At 59.3% G+C, this 19,748-nt stretch carries 18 protein-coding genes and 1 pseudogene; 12 read left to right on the forward strand and 7 right to left on the reverse strand.

The window, feature by feature from the left end; genetic code table 11:
• Positions 1-2: 2 nt before the first annotated feature.
• Both A9J21_RS11535 and A9J21_RS11540 read left to right on the forward strand, forming a co-directional pair.
• Positions 3-410 (forward strand): DUF4345 domain-containing protein, encoded by a 408-nt coding sequence (locus tag A9J21_RS11535; protein ID WP_043355321.1) that lies wholly within the window; start codon positions 3-5, stop codon positions 408-410.
• A gap of 461 nt (positions 411-871) precedes the next feature.
• Positions 872-1,207 (forward strand): helix-turn-helix domain-containing protein, encoded by a 336-nt coding sequence (locus A9J21_RS11540; RefSeq protein WP_043355318.1) that lies wholly within the window; start codon positions 872-874, stop codon positions 1,205-1,207.
• An 88-nt stretch (positions 1,208-1,295) separates the two neighbouring features.
• On the opposite strand, the gene A9J21_RS11545 is transcribed toward A9J21_RS11540, so the two are convergent.
• On the reverse strand, positions 1,296-2,522 hold the full coding sequence (locus A9J21_RS11545) for a tyrosine-type recombinase/integrase (protein ID WP_043355303.1): 1,227 nt from the start codon (positions 2,520-2,522) through the stop codon (positions 1,296-1,298).
• A 526-nt stretch (positions 2,523-3,048) separates the two neighbouring features.
• Between A9J21_RS11545 and A9J21_RS11550 the strand changes: the two genes are divergently transcribed.
• Both A9J21_RS11550 and A9J21_RS32695 read left to right on the forward strand, forming a co-directional pair.
• Entirely contained in the window at positions 3,049-4,080 is a 1,032-nt protein-coding gene (locus tag A9J21_RS11550; protein ID WP_043358190.1) for a DNA-binding protein, read from the forward strand.
• A gap of 120 nt (positions 4,081-4,200) precedes the next feature.
• Entirely contained in the window at positions 4,201-4,341 is a 141-nt protein-coding gene (locus tag A9J21_RS32695; protein WP_370459387.1) for an H-NS family nucleoid-associated regulatory protein, read from the forward strand.
• A gap of 25 nt (positions 4,342-4,366) precedes the next feature.
• On the opposite strand, the gene A9J21_RS11555 is transcribed toward A9J21_RS32695, so the two are convergent.
• Complete coding sequence (locus A9J21_RS11555) at positions 4,367-4,630, reverse strand: helix-turn-helix domain-containing protein (RefSeq protein WP_043355301.1); 264 nt, start codon at positions 4,628-4,630, stop codon at positions 4,367-4,369.
• A gap of 330 nt (positions 4,631-4,960) precedes the next feature.
• Between A9J21_RS11555 and A9J21_RS11560 the strand changes: the two genes are divergently transcribed.
• The 4 genes from A9J21_RS11560 to A9J21_RS11575 are packed head-to-tail and all read left to right on the forward strand — an operon-like array spanning position 4,961 to position 7,264.
• A complete protein-coding gene (locus tag A9J21_RS11560; protein WP_043355300.1) occupies positions 4,961-5,491 on the forward strand; it encodes an HAD domain-containing protein in 531 nt (176 codons plus the stop codon).
• A gap of 5 nt (positions 5,492-5,496) precedes the next feature.
• Positions 5,497-5,820 (forward strand): hypothetical protein, encoded by a 324-nt coding sequence (locus tag A9J21_RS11565; protein ID WP_066735635.1) that lies wholly within the window; start codon positions 5,497-5,499, stop codon positions 5,818-5,820.
• A 29-nt stretch (positions 5,821-5,849) separates the two neighbouring features.
• Positions 5,850-6,485: a hypothetical protein gene (locus A9J21_RS11570; RefSeq protein ID WP_043355296.1), complete on the forward strand. Its 636-nt coding sequence runs from the start codon at positions 5,850-5,852 to the stop codon at positions 6,483-6,485.
• A gap of 47 nt (positions 6,486-6,532) precedes the next feature.
• Positions 6,533-7,264 carry a hypothetical protein gene (locus A9J21_RS11575; RefSeq protein WP_066735637.1) on the forward strand — a complete coding sequence of 244 codons (732 nt, stop codon included), beginning with the start codon at positions 6,533-6,535 and terminating at the stop codon, positions 7,262-7,264.
• A gap of 258 nt (positions 7,265-7,522) precedes the next feature.
• Here A9J21_RS11575 and A9J21_RS11580 read toward each other — a convergent pair whose 3' ends face one another.
• The 3 genes from A9J21_RS11580 to A9J21_RS11590 all read right to left on the reverse strand — a co-directional run bounded on the left by A9J21_RS11580 (position 7,523) and on the right by A9J21_RS11590 (position 9,408).
• The gene (locus A9J21_RS11580; protein ID WP_043355292.1) at positions 7,523-8,161 is read right to left on the reverse strand and encodes an NAD(P)-dependent oxidoreductase; all 639 of its coding nucleotides are present in this window, start codon (positions 8,159-8,161) and stop codon (positions 7,523-7,525) included.
• Between the two features lie 98 nt (positions 8,162-8,259).
• Positions 8,260-8,991 carry an SDR family NAD(P)-dependent oxidoreductase gene (locus tag A9J21_RS11585; RefSeq protein WP_043355291.1) on the reverse strand — a complete coding sequence of 244 codons (732 nt, stop codon included), beginning with the start codon at positions 8,989-8,991 and terminating at the stop codon, positions 8,260-8,262.
• A gap of 12 nt (positions 8,992-9,003) precedes the next feature.
• The gene (locus A9J21_RS11590) at positions 9,004-9,408 is read right to left on the reverse strand and encodes a DoxX family protein (protein WP_043355290.1); all 405 of its coding nucleotides are present in this window, start codon (positions 9,406-9,408) and stop codon (positions 9,004-9,006) included.
• 93 nt (positions 9,409-9,501) lie between these two features.
• On the opposite strand from A9J21_RS11590, the gene A9J21_RS11595 reads away from it, so the two are divergent.
• Entirely contained in the window at positions 9,502-9,882 is a 381-nt protein-coding gene (locus A9J21_RS11595) for a helix-turn-helix domain-containing protein (protein WP_043355288.1), read from the forward strand.
• Positions 9,883-10,143: 261 nt separating this feature from the next.
• Here the strand turns inward: A9J21_RS11595 and A9J21_RS11600 are convergent, their stop codons facing one another.
• Together A9J21_RS11600 and A9J21_RS11605 are read right to left on the reverse strand one after the other, a co-directional pair.
• On the reverse strand, positions 10,144-10,983 hold the full coding sequence (locus tag A9J21_RS11600; protein WP_052495066.1) for a D-alanyl-D-alanine carboxypeptidase family protein: 840 nt from the start codon (positions 10,981-10,983) through the stop codon (positions 10,144-10,146).
• Positions 10,984-11,046: 63 nt separating this feature from the next.
• Positions 11,047-11,673: pseudogene (locus A9J21_RS11605) on the reverse strand (aspartate/glutamate racemase family protein); the annotation flags it as partial.
• Positions 11,674-12,083: 410 nt separating this feature from the next.
• Here A9J21_RS11605 and A9J21_RS11610 point away from each other — a divergent pair.
• The 3 genes from A9J21_RS11610 (at position 12,084) to A9J21_RS11620 (ending at position 19,668) form a co-directional block, all read left to right on the forward strand.
• Positions 12,084-13,019, forward strand: a complete 936-nt coding sequence (locus A9J21_RS11610; protein WP_052495059.1) for a LysR substrate-binding domain-containing protein — start codon at positions 12,084-12,086, stop codon at positions 13,017-13,019.
• Between the two features lie 116 nt (positions 13,020-13,135).
• The gene (locus A9J21_RS11615; RefSeq protein WP_043355224.1) at positions 13,136-17,134 is read left to right on the forward strand and encodes a PIN domain-containing protein; all 3,999 of its coding nucleotides are present in this window, start codon (positions 13,136-13,138) and stop codon (positions 17,132-17,134) included.
• Between the two features lie 2,150 nt (positions 17,135-19,284).
• Positions 19,285-19,668, forward strand: a complete 384-nt coding sequence (locus A9J21_RS11620) for a YkvA family protein (RefSeq protein ID WP_066735646.1) — start codon at positions 19,285-19,287, stop codon at positions 19,666-19,668.
• Positions 19,669-19,748 lie beyond the last annotated feature (80 nt).

Below are 19,748 nucleotides of genomic sequence, written 5' to 3' on the forward strand. Positions count from 1 at the left end.
TCATGCATCGCCTCTCTCAAATATACCTGGCCGTTTCGGCACTGGCTTTCCTGCTAATTGGCTTGCATACGTTTCACGACCCCGCTACGGCAATGGCGGGCCTCGATATGCAACCCCATTCGGTGAATGCCTTCAATGAGATCCGTGCCAACTACGGTGGCATGCATCTCGGTATCAGTCTGTTGCTGGCCCTGGGTCTACTCTCGAAGGCGTGGCGAAAGCCCTCGATGTGGATCAACGTCGTGTTCACCAGCGGCCTGGTGCTCGGGCGGCTGGTCAGCATTTCCGCTGACGGGTGGCCAAATGATCTCGTTCGAATGTTGCTTGGAATCGAAGCAGCAGCGGCATTCACCGGCCTAGCGCTGTTGTGCTTCCTCAACAAACATGATGCGCGCTCTTCCATGAGATGAGCGCTCACTTTGAGCGCCCGCGACGCGTGGACATGAGGTCATCGTTCACCCAGTCCTATCAAGTTAAACTCGCACCGATCAACCTCCACCTGTCCTGATACCGGTCTTGCGGACAACGCGCGAGATATCCGCGTTGACGGGCTTCACCGCTTTCTAAGCATCCTTTCATCGCGACGGGTCCGACGCAGCGAAGAGAACGCTAGCTCTCCCGAGAGCAGTCAAGGTGTTGGGGCCTGGCCCCAGTAGAGACTACGGAGGTTGCGTCCAGGACCGTAGTGTTCGGTCTCTTCTGGGGTCTTTCGATGCCGTGTCTGCAATTGCCACCCTCTGCGAAGTGCTTATTAGCAGGCGCAGATCTTTGCCGGCATCCGGCCGCCATTGTGAGAGTATAATTTCACGATAGTGAAACAACACAGAAAACCGCTCTCCACGCTGGTGTTCCTTTTGCAAGAACGACCTCCATGCCACGACCACTACCTGATCCGAAGCCACCGTCGCGTGCGACGATTCGCACCATTCACCAACTGGGCGACCGCATTCGAGCAACGCGGGCAGGGAAAAGGATGCCCATTGACCAGGCGGCAAGACATTGCGGGGTCTCGGTCGGCATGCTGTCCAAGCTCGAGAACGGCAAGGGCGTCAATCTCGAGCACGCCCTGCGTGCGTTGGACGGACTGGGTTTGGCGATGCTGGTCGTTCCCAGGGCGCATGCGCCTTGGCTTGAACAGGCAGCGGCCCATACGGCCAAGATCGGCGAGGACGCGGCCAGGCGACAGCACGCCTGGCTGGAAGAGTAGTAGAGGCCTGCGATCAGGCTGGGCATCAATCTCTGATGCGATCCCAGATCGGTGCGGAAATGCACTTCGCTTGGTGTGCTGACGCGCCTTATGCTTTCCTGATCCATCCGATGCGGTGCCGCTCCTGCGTGGCCTCGTGCCGCGCATCCTCTTCGCTGTGCAGATAGCCGCTCGTCGTCGACAGCGAGCTGTGCCCAAAGTTGTCGCGCACATAACGCAGGTCGACCTGCTGGTCGGTCATATGCGAGCCGGCGGTGTGGCGCAGCCAGTGGGCCGAGGCGCTGGCCAGCACCGCGGCCTGCGCCCCCCACTCGGGCCCGCGCGCCCGCAGGCGCTCCGCGGCCATGCCAAACACCTCTTTCAGGATCAGGTGCAGCGCGCCGCGTGACAGGGGTTTCTCGCCACCCTCTCTGCCAATCACCGGCAGCACCAGTGGCCGCGTCTCCCCGAACTGCGGGGTAGGCGGCAGGTCGTGGGCGCGACGGTAGCGCGCGAGTTCGGCAATCAGTTCGTCGGTCGCCGGCACCAGCCGGGTCTTGTTGCCTTTGCCGGTCACCTCGAGCCACCAGCGCTCGATGCCCTGGCCATCGCGCCGGCAGAAGAACGCGCCCATGGGGGTCGCCGTCAGCTCGGAGGCGCGCAGGCCGCCCAGATAGAGCACGGTCAGCACCCACCGGCAGCGCGCGGCGTGCCGGCGTTCCCGCGCGGTCTCGGTCGGCATGGCCGCGACGGTGTCTTTGACCGTTTCCCACAGGTCGTGGCTCAGATAGCGGGTGATGCGCGCTCGGGTGGGGGCGCGCCGGCGGCGGGCGAGGGCAAGCGGGTTGCCGGCCAGGTAGCCCGCCTCGGTCAGCCAGGCGAACAGCGCGTTCAGGATCACCATCGCGTGGCGCACGCTGGACGGCGACAGCGGCCCGGCAAACGGGCGCCAGTCGGGGTGGCCGCGTGCAAGCTTCTTGCTGCCGGCCAGCACCCAGCGCGCGGCGGGTTGCGGATCGGCGAGGAAGCGCTCGTAGGCGAGCAGGTCTTCGTGCGTCAGCGAGGACAAGGGCTTGCCCACCTGGAGCACGGTCCACAGGATCAGCCGCTCCACCTCGCGGCGATAAGTGGTGAGCGTCGCGGTGCTGTCGGCATAGCGCGCGAGCCAGGCGGTGACGGCGGCCAGGTCGTCGGCCGCGGCGATCCGCGTGGCGCTGGCGGGCGCGCGGTTGCTGCCGGCCGCGCCGGACAGCGCCGGGGTCAGGCGCAGGCGCTCCAGCGGGGTGGGAAGCGGGGCGGCCAGGCCATCCAAAGGTTTAATCGGGAGCAGTTCCATGGTGTATCGGCCTAAGCGTCGGTTTGCACAAATTTGTTCCCGCTGGTCGCACGCCAGCAAGCCGATTGCAGGGCGATGGTAACAATATTGCGTCGAGAAACGCTGCAAGAAATTGTTCCCCCAGCCGACACTTGAAGCAATTTTGTACCTTCCCCCAACGCATCGGTCCGTCGTCAGCCTTCACCCCGCCGACGGCGCGGGGCGATCCGATGGACGGGATTCAGCTGCGCAAAGCGATGACGTTCGCCGTCAGGCGTGCCACGCAAGCTAGCCGAGTCACGCCGCGCCTGCCGCCGGTGCGTGCGCTCCAGCGCGCCAGCCAGGCGTGCCCATGGGGGTCGGGAACAAAATTCTGCAAAAAGAGGGCACAAATTTATGCATACCGACAGGGGCAGCGTGGGGAGGCGATTCGAGCCAATATTATAGACATAAGCGTACTTATGTCTAAACTTTTACACGAATCTTGTTATCCACTACGTATTACGTAGTAATATTTAACTCTGAATGTCCAAAAAGGTGCTCGACCATGACGCCAGACGCTGTAGATCCCCTTCGCCTCGAAGCCGAGGTCGAGCAGTTGCGGCACCTTCACGCCGACACGCGCACGCTCTACCGCGAGGTGTGCGGGCTGCTGTTCTTTCGCTACGGCATCACGCCCACCACCAACAAGCTCTATCAACTGGTGCGCAAGGGCAGCATGGGCACGCCGGCCCAGGCGCTGCAGCAGTTCTGGCAAGACCTGCGCGCCCGTTCGCGGGTCACGATTGACCATCCCGATCTCCCCGACAGCCTGAAGCAGGTGGCTGCCGACGCCGTCCAGACCATCTGGCGCGCCGCCGGCGAAGCCGTCTTGGCCGAACTCGCCGCGACGCGCCAAGACATAGAGGCGCAGGAGCAAGTCGTCGCGGCCGAGCGGGATGCCGCGCAGATGGCTTTCGCCGACGCTCAAGCCGCGCTCACCGCGCTCGAGCGCGAGCGCGAGGCGTTGCGGGCTGAATGCCGCCAGTTGCAGGAGCAGGTGGCGCAGGCGCGCGGCGCCGAAGCAGCCGCATCGACGCACCGGGAGGCCTTGCAGAGCGAACTGCTGGCGGCGCGCGAGCAGGCGGGCGCCGCGCGCAGTGATTTCCTGGCGGAGCTGGAGCGCATGCGCGAGCAACTCGAAGCGATGGAGGCGCGCGGGGACGCTGCCGTGCGGCGTGCCCAACTGGAATTGGACCAGGAACGCACGGCGCGGCGCCAGAGTGACCGGGGACTCGATGCGGCGCGGGTGGAGGTGGATCGCTTGCGCGACATGCAGCGGCAGGAAGCGGTGGCCGCGGCCGAAGCGCTGGGTAGTTGGCAAGCCCAGGCGCAGGCGGCGCAGGTACGTTGCGCGGCGCTGCAGGACGCGCAGGAGAGCGGACAGCAACAACTGGGTGCCGCCCAGGAGGCCTTGGCAGAAATGACCCGGCGGGCCGAGCGTGCCGAGACTGAACGGGACCTGTCGCGCGAGTTGCTGGGCAATTGGCGCGACGGCGCCAAGGTGCGATCCGGGGCACGGCGCAAGGCCGCCGCCTAACCGCTTCGAGCCACCGCCCATGCACGCGCCCCATGAGATTGCCCGCGCCGACGCCATTCGCTGGGTGCGTATCAAGATGGCGCAATCGGGCCTGACACTGGCCGATTTATTGGCGGCCGGCTGTTTCGCGCCCACAGCGGCACGGCCACGCTACCGCAAAATGCCGAGGGGCAAACCTGGGATGGGCGAGGGGAGCGTCCCGACTGGTTTCAGCGGGCCATCAACGCCGGACAGCAGCCGGAATTCTTTCAGATCGACTGAGGAATCTGCGCCAAACGCCCCTGGCTCAATGACGCGGGGCGCGCTTGCGCGGGGGCGTCACGTCTGGCACGCGAAACAGTTCCGCGACCGGGACTTCCAGGGCGAGCGCCAGCCGTTCAATGACGTCGATCGACAAATTGCGGGCCGCCCTTTCGACGTGTGCCAGAAACGAACGGTCCATGTCCGCTTGCCAGGCCAGATCTTCCTGCGTCCATGCATAGGCCGCGCGCAGTCGCCGAATATTCAGGGCGAGCAATTCACGAGCGGAGGGCTGATGGACACGGGACATGCGTCCATATTGCGGACCGTTCCCTTATCTGTCAGTGGTCGTTGAGTCACAATATTTTCCTGCTATATAAGCTCGCCGTTTCCATGAAAGACAAGGCTTTCCGAACATATTCTTGCGTCAAGGTCTTCTCATTCTGTAGTCGTTGAGACACAATGCCGCCTTTGCAGCGGCCCTTAACCAAGGGCTTCGCGCGGCGTCACACTGCTGCGCACACCGATCGCCGCCCCGCGCGCATAGCACCGAGAGGGCCTGCCGCCGAACGGCGGATCTGGGGCGGCAGGCACGAGCGGCTACGCATTGCCCTGCGTCAGCGCAACGACACGATGCACGATGATTTTGTTTCTGGACTACGACGGTGTTCTGCACCCCGATGCGGCCTATCTGGTCAATGGCCGGCCTCAATTGCGTGCGGCAGGCTCGCTGTTCATGTGGGCGCCGATTCTCGTGGAAGCTCTCGCCCCCTATCCCCAGGTCCAGATTGTTCTCTCCACGTCGTGGGTGCGCGTGCTCAAGAGCTTCAGCCGAACCCAAGCCTATCTGCCCGCTGCGTTGCAGGCGCGCGTGATCGGCGCTACTTGGCATTCGGCCATGGCGCGACACCATGAGGGTGCGCACCGCATCGACGCGAGCTGGTTCAGCGAACTCACGCGGTATGCCCAGATCGCGCGATACGTTGCGCGATCTGGGCTGCGGGCCGAACATTGGCTGGCCATCGACGACGACAGCGAGGGCTGGCCCGTCGCGCTGCGCGACCACTTGGTCGAGACGGATGGGGCGCTGGGGCTTGCGAGCGCGTCGACACGGTGCGACCTGACCCAGCGACTGCAGGGGATGGCCGCAAGCACGCTCAGCGGGAAGTGAACACCATGCTACGCGTGACCGTGGAACTCATTCCAGACGGACAGGAAGACTGCCGCCGAACACTTGGGCAGCTTGAGATCGAGAACATCGCGGGCGATTCGCTGGTGACCGGTGCCTACCGAATCGTCATGGACGAGTTCGATGCGCGGGGCCCGGGGCCGCGCACAACGTTCCGGACCATCGCATCGCTAGACAATGTGGAACGGGACCTCGTTCGCCCAATGCAATTGGTCGGCATGGCGCTTAGCGTCGTGGCACCGGTTAAGCGCACGATGCATCGTTCGGAGGACGTGCCGCAGGGCACCGTGCTATCGCGCGAGTCGATCTAAGACGGTTTCGAGTTGCTGGGAGGGGTACCATGGCTGAAAAATTTGTATTCCGAGACCTGGCGTTTCGCGCGGGTGCACACCTATGGTCCAACCCCAAACTGCGCGGCACCCCGGCGGAAATCCCTATCATCCTCGCGCGTCCGACCCTGTTTGATGTGGTCCAACTCGCCCAACGCTACCCGCTGGAAACGTTGTACCGGGCGAATCGCCGGCTCCGGGCGACCCGGGAGATTTCCGAGCGCCAGTTTCTTCGCACGCAGGAGATTCTGCGCAACATCCAACGCGCAAAGAATGATGGTGCGCTCAGTTGCGAAGATTGCGTGACGGCGGTGACCGTAGGTTACGAAGATCCTCCGAGGGAGGAACGAACGTCGACACCAGCGCAACGACACTGCGCATTGGCGAATTGGTTGCCGGGCGGACTGCAAACCATCAAATCTGAACCCGAAGAATACATCCGCCTTGACGACGTGCCGTCGGAGTTCACGGTGCCTCTCCGTCGATGGCTACGGTGGCAACTCGATTGCGCGCCGGGCCAGTCGTCGGGGTGGCTGATCGATACGCCTGACGGCCAGGGTCTCTCACACGGCGGATGGTGCGCTTTCCTGTCCTGGCTAACCGACGCCTTGCTTTGTCGATTAGATCAAATCGAAGTTGGTATGTGACGAGCATCGCTCCGCCGCCGCTTCGACAACTTTCATGTAGCCGTCCGATGCAAAACTCTCTCGTTGTTCTTTCCCTTCCGGGCGCGTGGGTCTCCCGTGCCGAATTTCTATCCGCGCTAAGTTCTCAAGCGCCAAAGTATCGTCTTGTTGACGGCATGCTCACGGATTTGCACACGGGGGAGAGCGTCCTCATCGAGTTTCGGAAAGGACGTCGTAGGAATACCGTGCTGGATTTTTGGTGTTTTGGTCTGCACTGGCACGACACCAGCGAGATGCGTGCAGTGAGGCAGCACGCGTCGTGCGTCATTATCAAGGGCGCGGGGGGCAGTTTGCATCGGATGATGCATCTGATGGCTGCGGCAAGCGCTGTGGTTCAAGCTGGGGCGCTGGGTGTGCTCGTCGAGCACGTCGGCATTGCCCATACGCCGCAAAAATGGCTGGACTTCGCGAGCGAGGGCGTCGATGGGATTCTTCGGGCGTTTGTCGTGACGGTCGATGGGGCCGGCAGCGGTGCCTATAGTTGCGGTATGCATAATTTTGGGATGAAGGAAGTCAGTGCCCCGGCCGAAATCCCAAACTGTGCGAATGTTGTCGGAATCATTACCCGGCATTTGTTGGTGAAGGGCGCGAGCATTGCCCGCGGACAAACTATCGCCATCGGCGGGAAGGCAGACCGGTATCAATTTTGGGATGTGCGATCTGCGGTGGCTCCCGATGGGGCCGTATTCGACCACCAAATTGGCACGTGGAAGCTGCTGCGTGCCGAGGCCATCCATTAGAGTTCGAGGCAGCGCTGTGGACTGACGAGAACGGCCGTAGGAGGCGCCCTTCACCGACGTCAAATGCCGCCGTCCCGTACGACACTCTTGGTCGCTCATCATTCATGCGCCGAGAGTCCAGTTCGTGACTGAAAGGCGGTGCAACTCCCAACAGTCCCGGAAATCGATGTGTTTTACCGCTTTGTAAGCAGGACGGAAAATCAGCGTTCATGAACACTGGGCCGGGCAGTTAAGCGCTTAGCGGTCTCCTCCCCGAAGTCATTGTCGGGTGCTGATTCCGGGAGCCCGGCGAACGAAATCGTGGTTCGCAATTTGATCAAACATGAATTTGGCCAAGTCTTCACGGGCGACCGTCAGCGAATGCTTGGCGTGACCATACAAGCCGACGTTGAGTTGCTCCGCGGCGTGGCGATTCTTCAATACAGCCGCTCGAACCATTGTCCAATCAAGCGACGAGATACGGATCGCTCTTGCAAGTCCGATCATATCTTCGTAAGCACTTGGCATCGCGAACTTGATGATTGCGGCAGGCAGCCAGATCTTGAGGTCGAAATCATCGCCAGGATCAGCGGCTGTCCCGGTCGAGACCGCGATGAACCGCTTCACCTGCTCGCGTTCCATCGCTGAGATGATTGCCCGGGTCGCCGTAGTGATTGGCATACCTTTCGGGTGTGGCTGCCTGGCAGGGCCCAGCGCCGAAAGCACCGCATCTGATCCACGGATTGCGTCTCGCAACAAGTCAATATCGGTAAACTCGCCTCGGACAATCTGCACATTGGCGTTCTCAAACTTACTGCTGGAACGTGCAAAGACGGTGAGTTCGAAGCCGCGCTGCAGGCCCTCGTTTACAAGGGATGGCCCGGTTTTCCCGGTCGCTCCGAAAAGGGTAACTTTCATCTCTCTCTCAATTGCCGCTTCACAGCCTCAGGTGCTAGTGGCCCGATCAAATTTGATAGCATTGCATACGTGTTCGAACCACGGACAGTTGCTCCGAGCTATCGAGCGCTGTCGATGATCGAGCCGCCGTCGGGGGTAAGGCTGTATCCGGTCAAAAACTGGGCATCCTTACTCGCCAAGAACAGGACGACAGGCGCAATATCGTCTTCCGGCGAACCATAGCGGCCGAGCGGGTTGGTCGGCGGAGGGACGTTGGTTTCCGGACCCCATGTCTCGGCCACCGGCAGTACATTATTCACCGTGATCTTGTCGGGGCCCCACTCACGGGCAGCGGTGCGGGTGAGAGCGCGCACTGCCTCTTTGGCCATGTTGTACGGACCATATCCCACCAAGCCCAGGACACCAGCCATTGAGCCGAAGTTGATGACACGTCCTTCACCGCTCGCCTTGAGGTAGGGGTACGCCGCCTGCATCGTCCGCAGATACGCAATCGGTCCCATCTCGAAATTGCGCTGCAACTGTTCCGTCGACAGATCGGTAATGGAAGAGAACGGCGCGGATGAGTCGAAGGCATTGTTGACGAGGATGTCGATCCCGCCATAGGTAGCGACGACTTTATCCACCGCTGCCTTAATCTCGCCGGCATTGGCGATGTCGCAAAGCGCGCCGATTGCCGTTCCGCCATCAGCGCGAATGTCGGCAACGACCGCATCCACATTGGCCAGGGTGCGCGAAAGAACGGCCACTTTGGCGCCTTCTGCGGCAAACAGTTTTGCGATGCCGCGGCTGGCACCAGTGATGATCGCGACTTTTCCGTTGAGTCGAGCCATGGTTGATCTCCGTTAGTTGAGGGATGTTTGGCGCTCCGCAAATGGAGCGTAGGGGGACGGGGTCTCGCGAGCGATGTTCTGTGTTGCGAACGACGAAACGAGCAGCACAACGCCGACTACCGCAGGCAGCGCACCTCTCAGTTCACGGACGCCAAGGTGAGCCAAACCAGACAGCAGCAGGTGATAAAACATGCCGGCGTAGGCCAGGTCGCTTAGCGGCGCGCTGACGCGCGCCAAAATGGCGGCCACGCCCAGGAGCTTTACCGCAGTGAGAAACGGTACGAGATAGCCGGGATAGCCAAGGTCTGTAAGTGCCTGGACAACCCAAGCCCGTTTGGCTAAATACATCGTCGCGGAAGCGAGATAGAGCAAGGAGAGCAGCGCCGTGCTGATCCAGTACACGTAACTTTGAGTCATGAGGTTTCCTAAAGCTGGGGGATTGCATCGACACGCAACAGAATGTCGTCTAAGCTAAAAGTCAGCAAGTAGGATGAAAAACTGGTGGTTAGTATGGAAAAGAAGACTAATGGCGGCGATGAGATCAACATGCACGAGGAAATGCGCCGGGCATTTGCGCTACTGTCGGGAAAGTGGAAGCTGGAAATCATGTGGCTGCTCAACCAGCGGATCTATCGCTTTGGGGAACTGCGCAAGGCCATACCGGGGATCACTCAGCACATGTTGACGGCACAGCTTCGTGAATTGGAGGCGGATGGCCTAATATCGCGCACGGTGTTTGCTGAGGTGCCGCCGCGCGTCGAGTACGAGATCACGGCAAAGGCGCGCGGCTTGGGGGCCACGATGGAGGCGCTGACAGCGTGGTGGAATGAGTATGGGAGAAGTGTGCCGGCGAAGCCGACGTCGCGCGGGCGCAGGGCAAAGGGGAGTTAGCGCATCCGGCATGAGACTGCGTTTGCCCCGGCACCGGTTCGCATCACGCTCGCCAAGCGCAGGGGTGAGCATCGTCAACCCGCTAGTGAGGGAGAGTCTTAACGTGCCAGGAATTACACAAACTCCCGTCAACGGCGACCTGGAGTTCTCGTGCTTCGCATTGCGCGCCCCCATACGCCGGCACAACATGCAGTCAGAGGGCTATACCGCTGCTTGCCGTTGACCATCCCCAGCGACGAGCGGCTCAGAGCCGCAGCGGGCTCAATGAAAGCCGTAATCGATCAGTTGCCTGCCCGCGACGAAGCGCCCATCGTTGGAGGGTGCGCCGAGAACCACAGCGAAAACACGTCGCATCGCTTTGCCCTTGGCCACCGAGCGCTTTGCCGTGACCGCCAGGCAATAGCCTGCCTTGGCAGTATGGCCCGTCTTCAGGCCATCGATAGTTGGATCGTCCAGCAGCCGATTCTTGTTGTGTCTGGTGAAGCTGCCATAGCTGAAATCCCGCTGAGCGGAGAAGGCCAGGTAGACCGGAAAATCCTCCGTCAAGCGCACCGACAGGTGGGCAATGTCTCGGGCAGTCGAGTAGTGGTTTGGCGTGGTAATGCCGGAAGGGGTGGCGAAGTGACTGGCACTCAGCCCTAGACGATTGGCGTAATCGTTCATTTTCCCTAGAAATGCGTCCTCCGACCCGGCGACCGTACGGGCCAGGACCATTGCCGCATCGTTTGCTGAGACAACAATGAGACCCGTCAGTAGGTCCTGAATGCTGATGATCTGGCCGGCCTGGAGGCGCATGGTTGCCTCGTCGCCGCCCACATGAGCAAGGTCGCTGGCCTCCACACGCACCAACTGTTCCCACTTGATCGTGCTCGCCTTCAGGGCGTCAAGCACGACGTAGGCTGTCATCATTTTAGTTAGCGACGCGGGCTGTAGACGCTCGTCAGCATTCTTCTCGAGCATGACGCGATGCGAGCCGCTGTCGAGCAAAATGTAAGAGCGTGCTGCAATCTGTGGAGCCTGCGCGGCCGTTGCGGGGAGGGGGAGGGCGCCGAAAGCAAATGCCGAGGCGGCAAGAAAACGAGTGAAGCGCAAAAAAGGCATCAATGAACTGTCGTGCGTGGGCCGAGGCGTGAGGCCGCCTCGAGGAGAGCATTGTGTAGGTGACTACGCCTGGGCGGAGGACGCTAGCTGGACGCACCGTTTTGCAAGGACATCAGTTGGGTCCACTAGTGCGACGCTCGCGCTTCCGACCGGGAAGCTGTCGGTCTGCGAGAAAACGAGCGGGAGTTCGGTGCAGCCGAGGATCTGGACTTGCGCACCCTTATTTTGGAGGTGCTCGATGGCTGCCCGAAGCGACGCTGCACAGTGCCCCTGCGTGTAGCCAGCCTTCACGCCTGTCGGGCCATAGATTGCCTCCATCACCATCGCCTGGAAGTCGGGCGACGGTGTGATCAGTTCTAGCTGCCCTGCGGCAGCATCGTGATATACCCGACTCTCCACCGTGCCCGACGTCGCAAGAAGTCCAACTTTCGTTCCCTTTCCATACTTGCCGACGATGTGTCCGATGGTTTCCGTCAGCATGTTGACGATCGGAATCGAGAGATGCGGCTGAATCCGCTCAACATACGCATGGGCGGTATTGCAGGGGATCGCAATGGCGTTTGCCCCCTCAGATTCCAGACGTTTGCAGGTTGCGTAGAGTGCAACTGTCGGGTCCGCTTCGTGGCGCAGCAGATTTGCCGTGCGATCCGGGATTTGCGGATTCTGCTCCACGACCATCTTAATGTGATCCTGGTCCTTGGACGCGAGATTGGGTCGCCAGTGATCGGGAAGTTCTCCAGTGCCCTCAGCGTATGAATGCCGTAGTACGCGTCTGCCGGCACCTCGCGGTAGCCAAGCAAGTCATGCTCGCGCCGCGTTCCCTTGAAATCTTGTTGAATAGCCATCGCATTCCTCATCAGTGCGCCTTGTTTGCCAACCGGATTCTAGGAGCGCAATGGAATCCACTTTATGAGGATGTAAATTGAAACTATTCCATACCAGAATAGTTTTGCTTGGAGCGCCACATAGCGCACTTTATGCTGTACTTTGATGATCAGGATTCGCTTATTTCTTGCGTTTTCGGTCCATACATGGGGTTTACGTGGGCGTTCGGCTGCCCACTTGGGTACGTGTGACCCTCAGCGGCAAAGAGGTGCCAAATGCAACTGAAGTGGATCGAAGATCTTTTGGCGATCGAACAGACGCACAGCTTCTCCCGGGCCTCAGAGCTCCGATTTGTTACGCAATCAGCACTTTCTCGACGCGTAAAGTCGCTGGAAGATTGGGTTGGCGTCGAATTGGTAGACCGAGGCACCTACCCGGTCGAATTGACGCCTGCTGGCCGCAGGTTCTGCGAGCAAAGCAAAGAATCCGTCGGTGCCATTACGGAACTGCGTTCGGAACTGCGCCAGGAGGCAAAGATGCCAGGCCGTTCCATCCAGATCGCCGCCGGCCATACGCTCTCGTTGACGTTCTTGCCAAGGTGGTTGAAGCAGTTCCACCAACAAACCGGTGATTTCAATGCGCGAGTCGTCGCAGCGAACGTTCACGATGCCGTCGTCGCATTGGCTGAAGGCAGTTGCGACTTGATGATCGGCTATCACCATCCACTCGTGCCGATCCTGCTCGACCGCGACAAGTTCGCCGGCATCACGTTAGGCCATGAGGATTTCATCCCTGTATCTGCGCCAGACGACCGCGGCAAACCGATCTTTTCGCTGCCGGGCACGACCGACGCTCCGCTCCCGTACCTCGCGTACACGGCCACGACATTCATGGGACGCGTTGTCGATATGATCTTGAACAGCGCCGACGCACCGTACCATCTGCGTAGCTGCTACGAGGCGGACATGGCGATGTTGCTGATGAAGATGGTGGTCGAGCGATACGGCGTTGCGTGGTTACCGGTAAGCGCGGTTGCGGAGGAGATCGCAGCGGGACGCCTCGTCCAGGCGGGCCACGACACCTGGACTGCTCAATTGGAAATCAGGTGCTACCGGGCGATTGCCAACGCCAACCCTACGCTGCAAGACCTGTGGCAGTCATTGGACAATACTTCATCGTGTGAACACGTCGAAGATGATGCTCCAGTCTGAACAAGCGGCGAAGGGAAGGGGAGTCGCTGGGACCTGTTGGCAGAATGCGGGGAAGCAATGACCGCGGAATGGTTGCAAGGGTCATCCGTCGACACAGAACTAGAAAGGCCTACAGAATGCGCGCGTTCGAGATCGAGATCTCAAAGCCAACGAATGCTGACAGCTTCGAAAACATGTGCACGGATGTCTACGGTGTCGTGTTCGACGATCCGACTCCAAAGAGGAACGGCAGATCAGGGCAGAAGCAGGGCGGTGTAGACATTTTCGTTACATCAAGAGCCGGTCGAATTGGCATCCAGTGCAAGCGGTATGTCGATGGCGGGGTGACCACCAAGACAATTGATGATGAGGTTGCCGCGGCCGACGCGGCGGGTTGGAAGATTGTCCGCCTCATAATTGCCACGACAGCTGCAAGCGACACGGCGCTCGTCAAGCACGCACAGGAAGTCAGCGACCTTCGGCAGGCCAATGGCCAATTCTTGGTCGAAGTGGAATCGTGGACCGAGATATGCAACCACATCCAACGATACGACGCATTGCATCCGAAATACTCCCCAAACAGCGCGGGCGGTGCCATTGCGGTGCTACGTGAGCAGGGAGAAAGGACTGGGGCGCAGATCGCTGCCATGCCTGCGACGATGGAAGCAACATTCAAGGCGGCACTATTGCAGATGTTGCCTACAGGTCGGACAGATTCACCGAATGGGCTTGTGACGAGGCAGCTTGACAAGGTGAACGACCTGCTGCGCGGCCTGAAATTTCAGGCTGCGCAGGAGTTGCTTGCCACTCTCGAAACCGAGATCGCGAGCTTCGACAGACATCAGAAGGCGCGCTGGACTCTTCAGAATGGCATTGCACACTGGCAACAGAATCGTGAGGAGGTCGCTGCTGAGTGGTTTCTACGTGCCTATGACCTGTTTTGGGATGACGAGCGCATCGCCGCTAACAAAATCCGAGCGCATATCATCCAGGGAGACCTCAAGCTTGCCAACGCTGAAGGGGCACGCCTGCTAGGCCTATTCCCGCTTTCGCTCCATGTTTGGCTAGCGGCTACCAATGCTCGAATCTGCGAGAACGAGGACTTGACGGAAGCCGAATTGCCGGCGCGCTTCAGAGAAGAAGCAGATGCGCTGCAAATGATGGCCTACGCCTTTTATCGGCAACAGAGCGACTTGGCGGTAACCTACGCACGGCGAGCTTTACGCGCAAAGGATGCAGGCCTTTTCACCCGCAAAGGGGCCGCAGGCATCATCGTTAGCGTCGCAGGAAAGGACGGGATTTCCGCGGACTTCGACGCCTACGCCGAAGATTTGCGTGAGGGTCTCGATGAGGTAATCGCCGCGTTCGAGCCTGCGGCAACAGAACTATGGCGGATCGAAAATAGCCAGCACAGGGCCGAAGCTGCCTCGCACGTGGCGCTTGCCCACATGCTAACCGGCAAGCCTGGCGTGGCGCTCGCCATATGCGAGCGAATCGAAACGGAAATTCCTGAGTATGCCGATAACGTGGCCGCCCTACACATCGGATCCTTGCTCTTCCTCCGCCGGCACGAGGATCTTGTTAAATTTTCCATAGCCCACCTCAATGCGCTGGACGAAGACGGATTGCTCCTTGCGGCCGAAACGGCCGCAAACCGAGGCGAGTCCGAGGCATTTGCTCGCATCACTCACGCATTGCGCGAGCATGCGCCGGACGAGAAACCGGTTGTCAAGCTGCTTGAAATGGTGTGCGCGTGCAACTCCGGCCAATCCGAAAAGGTGGTCAAGGAAGTCAGTGAGACGCCCGCTGATGGCCTTGATCTGATTACACTCAGCGCCTTTGCGGGGCTGATGCTCAATGCCGGCCGTGACAGCGAAGCGCTCCGGTTTGTCGAGGTCATAAAGAAGCGAGTCTCCACCCATTCGAGTTCGCGCGAGCGTCTGATCGTCGCGGATATTTTGATTCGCGCCGATCAGTTCTCCGACGCCGTCGGCCTCTTGGAGTCGGTGGACCCCAGCGGCCGCAGCCTACCAATTCAGACGCGACGACTGCGTGCCCTATTGTTTGGTGGGTACCGGCGAAAGTCAAAAGACCTCCTGGAAAAAGTGCCACCCGAATGGCTTTCAGATGACGCCTTCCGCCGCCTAGCGATGGGCGTCGCACAAGAAGCCAATGACTGGAGCCAGCTCGAACTGCTTGCGAGACTGCATCGCGAGGCCCATCCAGAGCGGGCGGAAGCATGGGTCTTTTGGTACCAAGTTGTTCTTCATACCAGACCACCCGCACAAATCCGAAACGCCTTCAGCGAGGCGCCCGAGCGTCTTACGGGGACCCTGAAGCAGATCGCGCACTTGGCGGCGGCAGAGTTGCAGTATGGCAAGCCAGAGGTCGGGTACGCGCGGCTTTATCGCATGTTCCGCTCGAACATGGACGACGTCAGTGCCGCCTCCTCCTATCTAATGGGAGTTTTGATCGGTCACCGAGCCAGACACGGTAGAACACACTTTCCGGAGGTGAGGCCTGGCTCCATGGTGACGCTTGAGGGCGCGGACAGGAGCATCGTAAAAATCGTGATCGATCCTGCAGGCATGACGGATCTGCCGAAATCTGCGAGATTCCTTGCTGCGGACAGCCCGCTGGCGAAAACGATGCTAGGACTGGCATGCGGCGACACCGTTGACATCGAGGGAACGTTCGATGTTCGCAATTTCACGATTCGTGAGATCAGTGATGCTCATCAAGGACTGGGCGAGTACGCGCACGAACTCTTGTCGAAATCGCTAGAACCCGCGCCTGGTCTGCAGCTCTTCAGCCTGACCGAGAAAGAGGATGGGAACCTGGATGTCTCGCCCATCCATGACCGACTCAAGGCGCAAACGCAACGTAGCAAATCGGTAATGGAGCAATACGCCGAGAGCAAGCTTCCGCTTGGCTTGTGTGCGCAAATGCTCGGCGCCGACGGCATGCAAATGGTCTTCAGTTGGGACCAGCGCAACCCTCCGCTCGCAAGTGGTGTCACCACAGCGCCAGAGCTTGAGGCCGCAAGTGCATTGTTGCTCGACCAATCGTTCCCCGTTGTGATGGACGCGCTCACGCTGGCTGAACTTGTCCGCTTTGGACAGGGTGATCTTCTCTCAGTGTTGCCACGGGTGTATGTTTGCCGGGGGACCTACGATCGATTCAAACAAGCGGAAGTCGAGGCGTTGGATTCTCGCGCAGAGGGACATGCGGCCGATATAGATGGGCAGTTCGCATTCTTGCCTATCACGGAAGAGGCTCGCAAGTGGAAGGCAAGCCAATATACCGAAGCATTGAGGCTAATGGACGAACACTGCGAAGTTTGCCCGGTGTATGGGCCGGAGCAAATGCCTCACGAACTCATCCTTCTAAAGGATCTTCTCGATACAGATACCTATGACGCGCTCGCGTTGTGCCTCGAAAAGGGGGCAGCCTTGTTCTCGGTGGATGAACGCCTTAGGAACTGGGTCTATGGAGTGTTTGGTATCAAGGGTGTGTTCCCCTATCTCGTGGCGATGAAGGGCTTGCAGGACGGCAAGATCTCACGTGGTGATCACGCAGAGTTCGCCCTCAACTCGGCGCTGCACAATCGCACCGTTTTCGCCCTTCATGCAGATGACGTCTTTTGGGGACTCCAGCAGCCGCAGATGGCGGCGCGGACGCTTGAATTTGTTGCCACCCACCTCGCAACCGCGCTCAATCGCCGGTACGCGATCGGCCTAGCGCGCGACCTGATTCAAGGAATGCCAAACGTGTCCATGCAGTACGGCGCAGTTGTAGAGTTCGTGAAATTTATCGCCAATGGCTTGTTTCGCAGAAAGGATAACGTCACAGGAATGCGCGAGGGCTTTGCCCGATGGTTGCGGCAAGTAGCGGACATGTTGTTTGCTTATACCTCGCCGTATCCCGCTACACGAGAGATTCCCAGGGAAGACAAGGCTGAATTTCTCAACGTGCTGGAGCATGGCTTAGAAACGGGAATTGCATTGGCCGGGGAGGGCGGCGCGATAGAGCCGCCCGCGATCGGAGCGCTCTATTGCAGAACCGGCTTCGTCGTTCATCAGCCAAATGCGAAAGCGCTCACAAACGTCACGGTGTCACCGGCAACGGCAAGCTAATAGGACGGCGACGGGTCAACGCGTAGGGCAGGGCAGGCCAGCTTTCGTCGCATCACCTATACGTTGCGCATGAATGACGCACGTGCATTTGGCAATCCGCTGATATCGTGGCAGCAATGCGTGGCTAGTAGTCAATCATAAGCGTTCTGCTCGCGTCCACCGACGCTTTGCCGTGACCGCCAGGCAATTGGCTGCCTTGGCAGTGCGGCCCATCTTCAGGCTATCGGCGGCAGTTGGAATCTGCCCCCGTCTGCGAGATAGATGAAGCCCTGCTTCGCGATGGCATAATGGAAGCAGGCCTAGCCTACGAGGCCACCCCAATGTCTCATTGGTGGCCGCCAAAAGCCCGCGCAAGCGGGCTTTTGTTCGTCTCTATGGCTCAGAATTGCGCTGAAGGCGAACCTGAGCACTCGAGCGTGGCGCGATGTGTGAACGAGAAATAGCAGTTAGAGGATTTTCAGATTCAGCGCTAGTTGGCGGCGGCACAACACTCCACAGGCTCGTATAGCCGGTAACCCAGCCAGTGACAACGATGCCGAGACTATTCGCGTATCCATATGCCGAATGGTGGTGCCCTGGGCGGGTGCAGCGGTGCCGATATGCCGTAAGCTAAGCACTCATCCTTGGGATTGCGTAGACATTTTGCCGAGAATCTACGTTCATTCGACGATACGTGACCCTCAACCAATGGGGAGTTGCCTTCCTAAAACGGGCAGCTTCATCCGGATTTTTGTGTTCGATCCTGTCGGCAACGAGGTTCACGGCGTTTTTTACTATTCCATAGATTGAGTCCCGGCCTAAAGGAACAGCTTGCTCGTCTCCGTGGAGCCGGGATACCAAGGGCGTTGCTGACGGAGGAGGAGGAATGTGGATACCACGTGCCGCCAAGTATCTGTAAATGGCATACTTGGCCGAAGGATTCAGGACAATCTTCCTTGCCTGCTGCCCGCTCGCGTTCCTTAAAGAAAGCGACCACGTTTCATCTCCGGAGCTTGGTGACTTGTAGCAAAACAAATCGGACAGGCGGATACAGGCCAACTCCTCCCCGCGGATGCCAGTGTTTCCCATGAACCGAATTACGAAGAGCATCCGCTCGGCCTCGTCATGCGCTGGATGTCCGACTGGAAACTTCTCGCACTCTAACTCGAGCTCTCGGAGTAATCGAACAAACGACAAAAGGGGCAGGGATCTCGAGGGCTTTGTGGATCCCATGGCACTTTTCTTCCGACGGATTCGTCGCTCGCGGAAGAGGTTATATTGGATGTGCCGGAAATCGACCAGAAACGAAAATAAACTTTCCAAGACGCGAAATGCGAATGAGCAGCTCGCGTCCGACAAAGCTCCCTCGAACGGCCGCCAATCTCCGGCAGTACGACGCCGATTGCGCATTCCGCACCAGGAGTCTGGAGGATCCCGGAGAAATGCATCATAGAAGTCTAGGTCTGACGGGGTGATTTCGGCCAACAGCTTTCGATCGATGAAGAGCGCCCAGCAGTAAAACCTATGGACTTCCTTCTCATAGGCACGCTCCGTAGCATGGGTAGCAAATCCAGACAGCCACTGCAGTACAGTCCCCAGCTCCTGATACGCGCCATCATGTAAAGCGCGATCGACGGGATCGCAAGGATGCCCTGGTTGGCATAGAGTTCGGAGATCCCTCAGGGAAGAAGGAAACGGTGAGATGCTTAGCCCATCTTCTTGAGCGGCCATGTAAACTCCTGCGGCACGTATGCGTTGGACATCATCGCACGGGTCGAAGGCATTCGGCCGATAACAAAACTGTGGGCAGTAAGGGATGCAAATGAAAAAGTATGTTTGTTTTGGCGCGTATGAGCCGAAGAGCATTCGGACACGTATTTACGTCGCGATCAAACATAGTTTTGCGTCTTTCGACTGGCATCGGTTGGTATGGCCTTTGCGGATAGATATTGGATTTAACATAAGATAGATTATGAGCATAAAGGGTTGTAGGGGCCAAATCAGAATGTCCGCTTTCAGCCAGATCAGGATGTCCTCTAACGAGACCTATACTGGTAGCGCCTGAGCAGCAACCGGAGCGCAACCACGTCGAAAAGGACGTAGTGTCACCCCTTGCCTGTAGACTGGAGCCCTCAAGAAACGGTTCTTAAGGCCTCACAGACGCATGCGCCATGGCACTCTCCGACACGTTACGTAGCTGGGCAAGGCGTATCAAGCGCGATGGTGTGACGCTATGGTTTGCGTGCAAGAATCCAGGCATTCCTCTGTTGCCGAAACTCCTGTGCATGTTTGTCGTCGCCTACGCGCTGAGCCCGATTGATTTGGTACCAGACTTCATTCCAGTCCTTGGATATGTCGACGATGTTCTGCTATTGCCAGGACTGATCTGGCTGGCAGTTTGCCTCATTCCTAACAGCGTTCTCGTCGCCAGCCGAGCCCAGGCAGACGCGTGGCTGGAAGAAAAGCGAAAGAAGCCAACGAGCCGCTGGGGTGTCGCCCTTGTTCTTTTGGTGTGGCTTGCAATCGCATACGGGGCCTGGCTGACGCTCCGCTAGCTGTGAAGCGTCAAGACGTTATTTCCTGACGCTGGAAGTCGGGACATGGGCGCAAGGCCGCCAATACCGCTATGTGGTCG

The sequence above is a fragment of the Cupriavidus sp. D384 genome, assembly GCF_001652915.1.
Taxonomy (GTDB): Bacteria; Pseudomonadota; Gammaproteobacteria; order Burkholderiales; family Burkholderiaceae; genus Cupriavidus.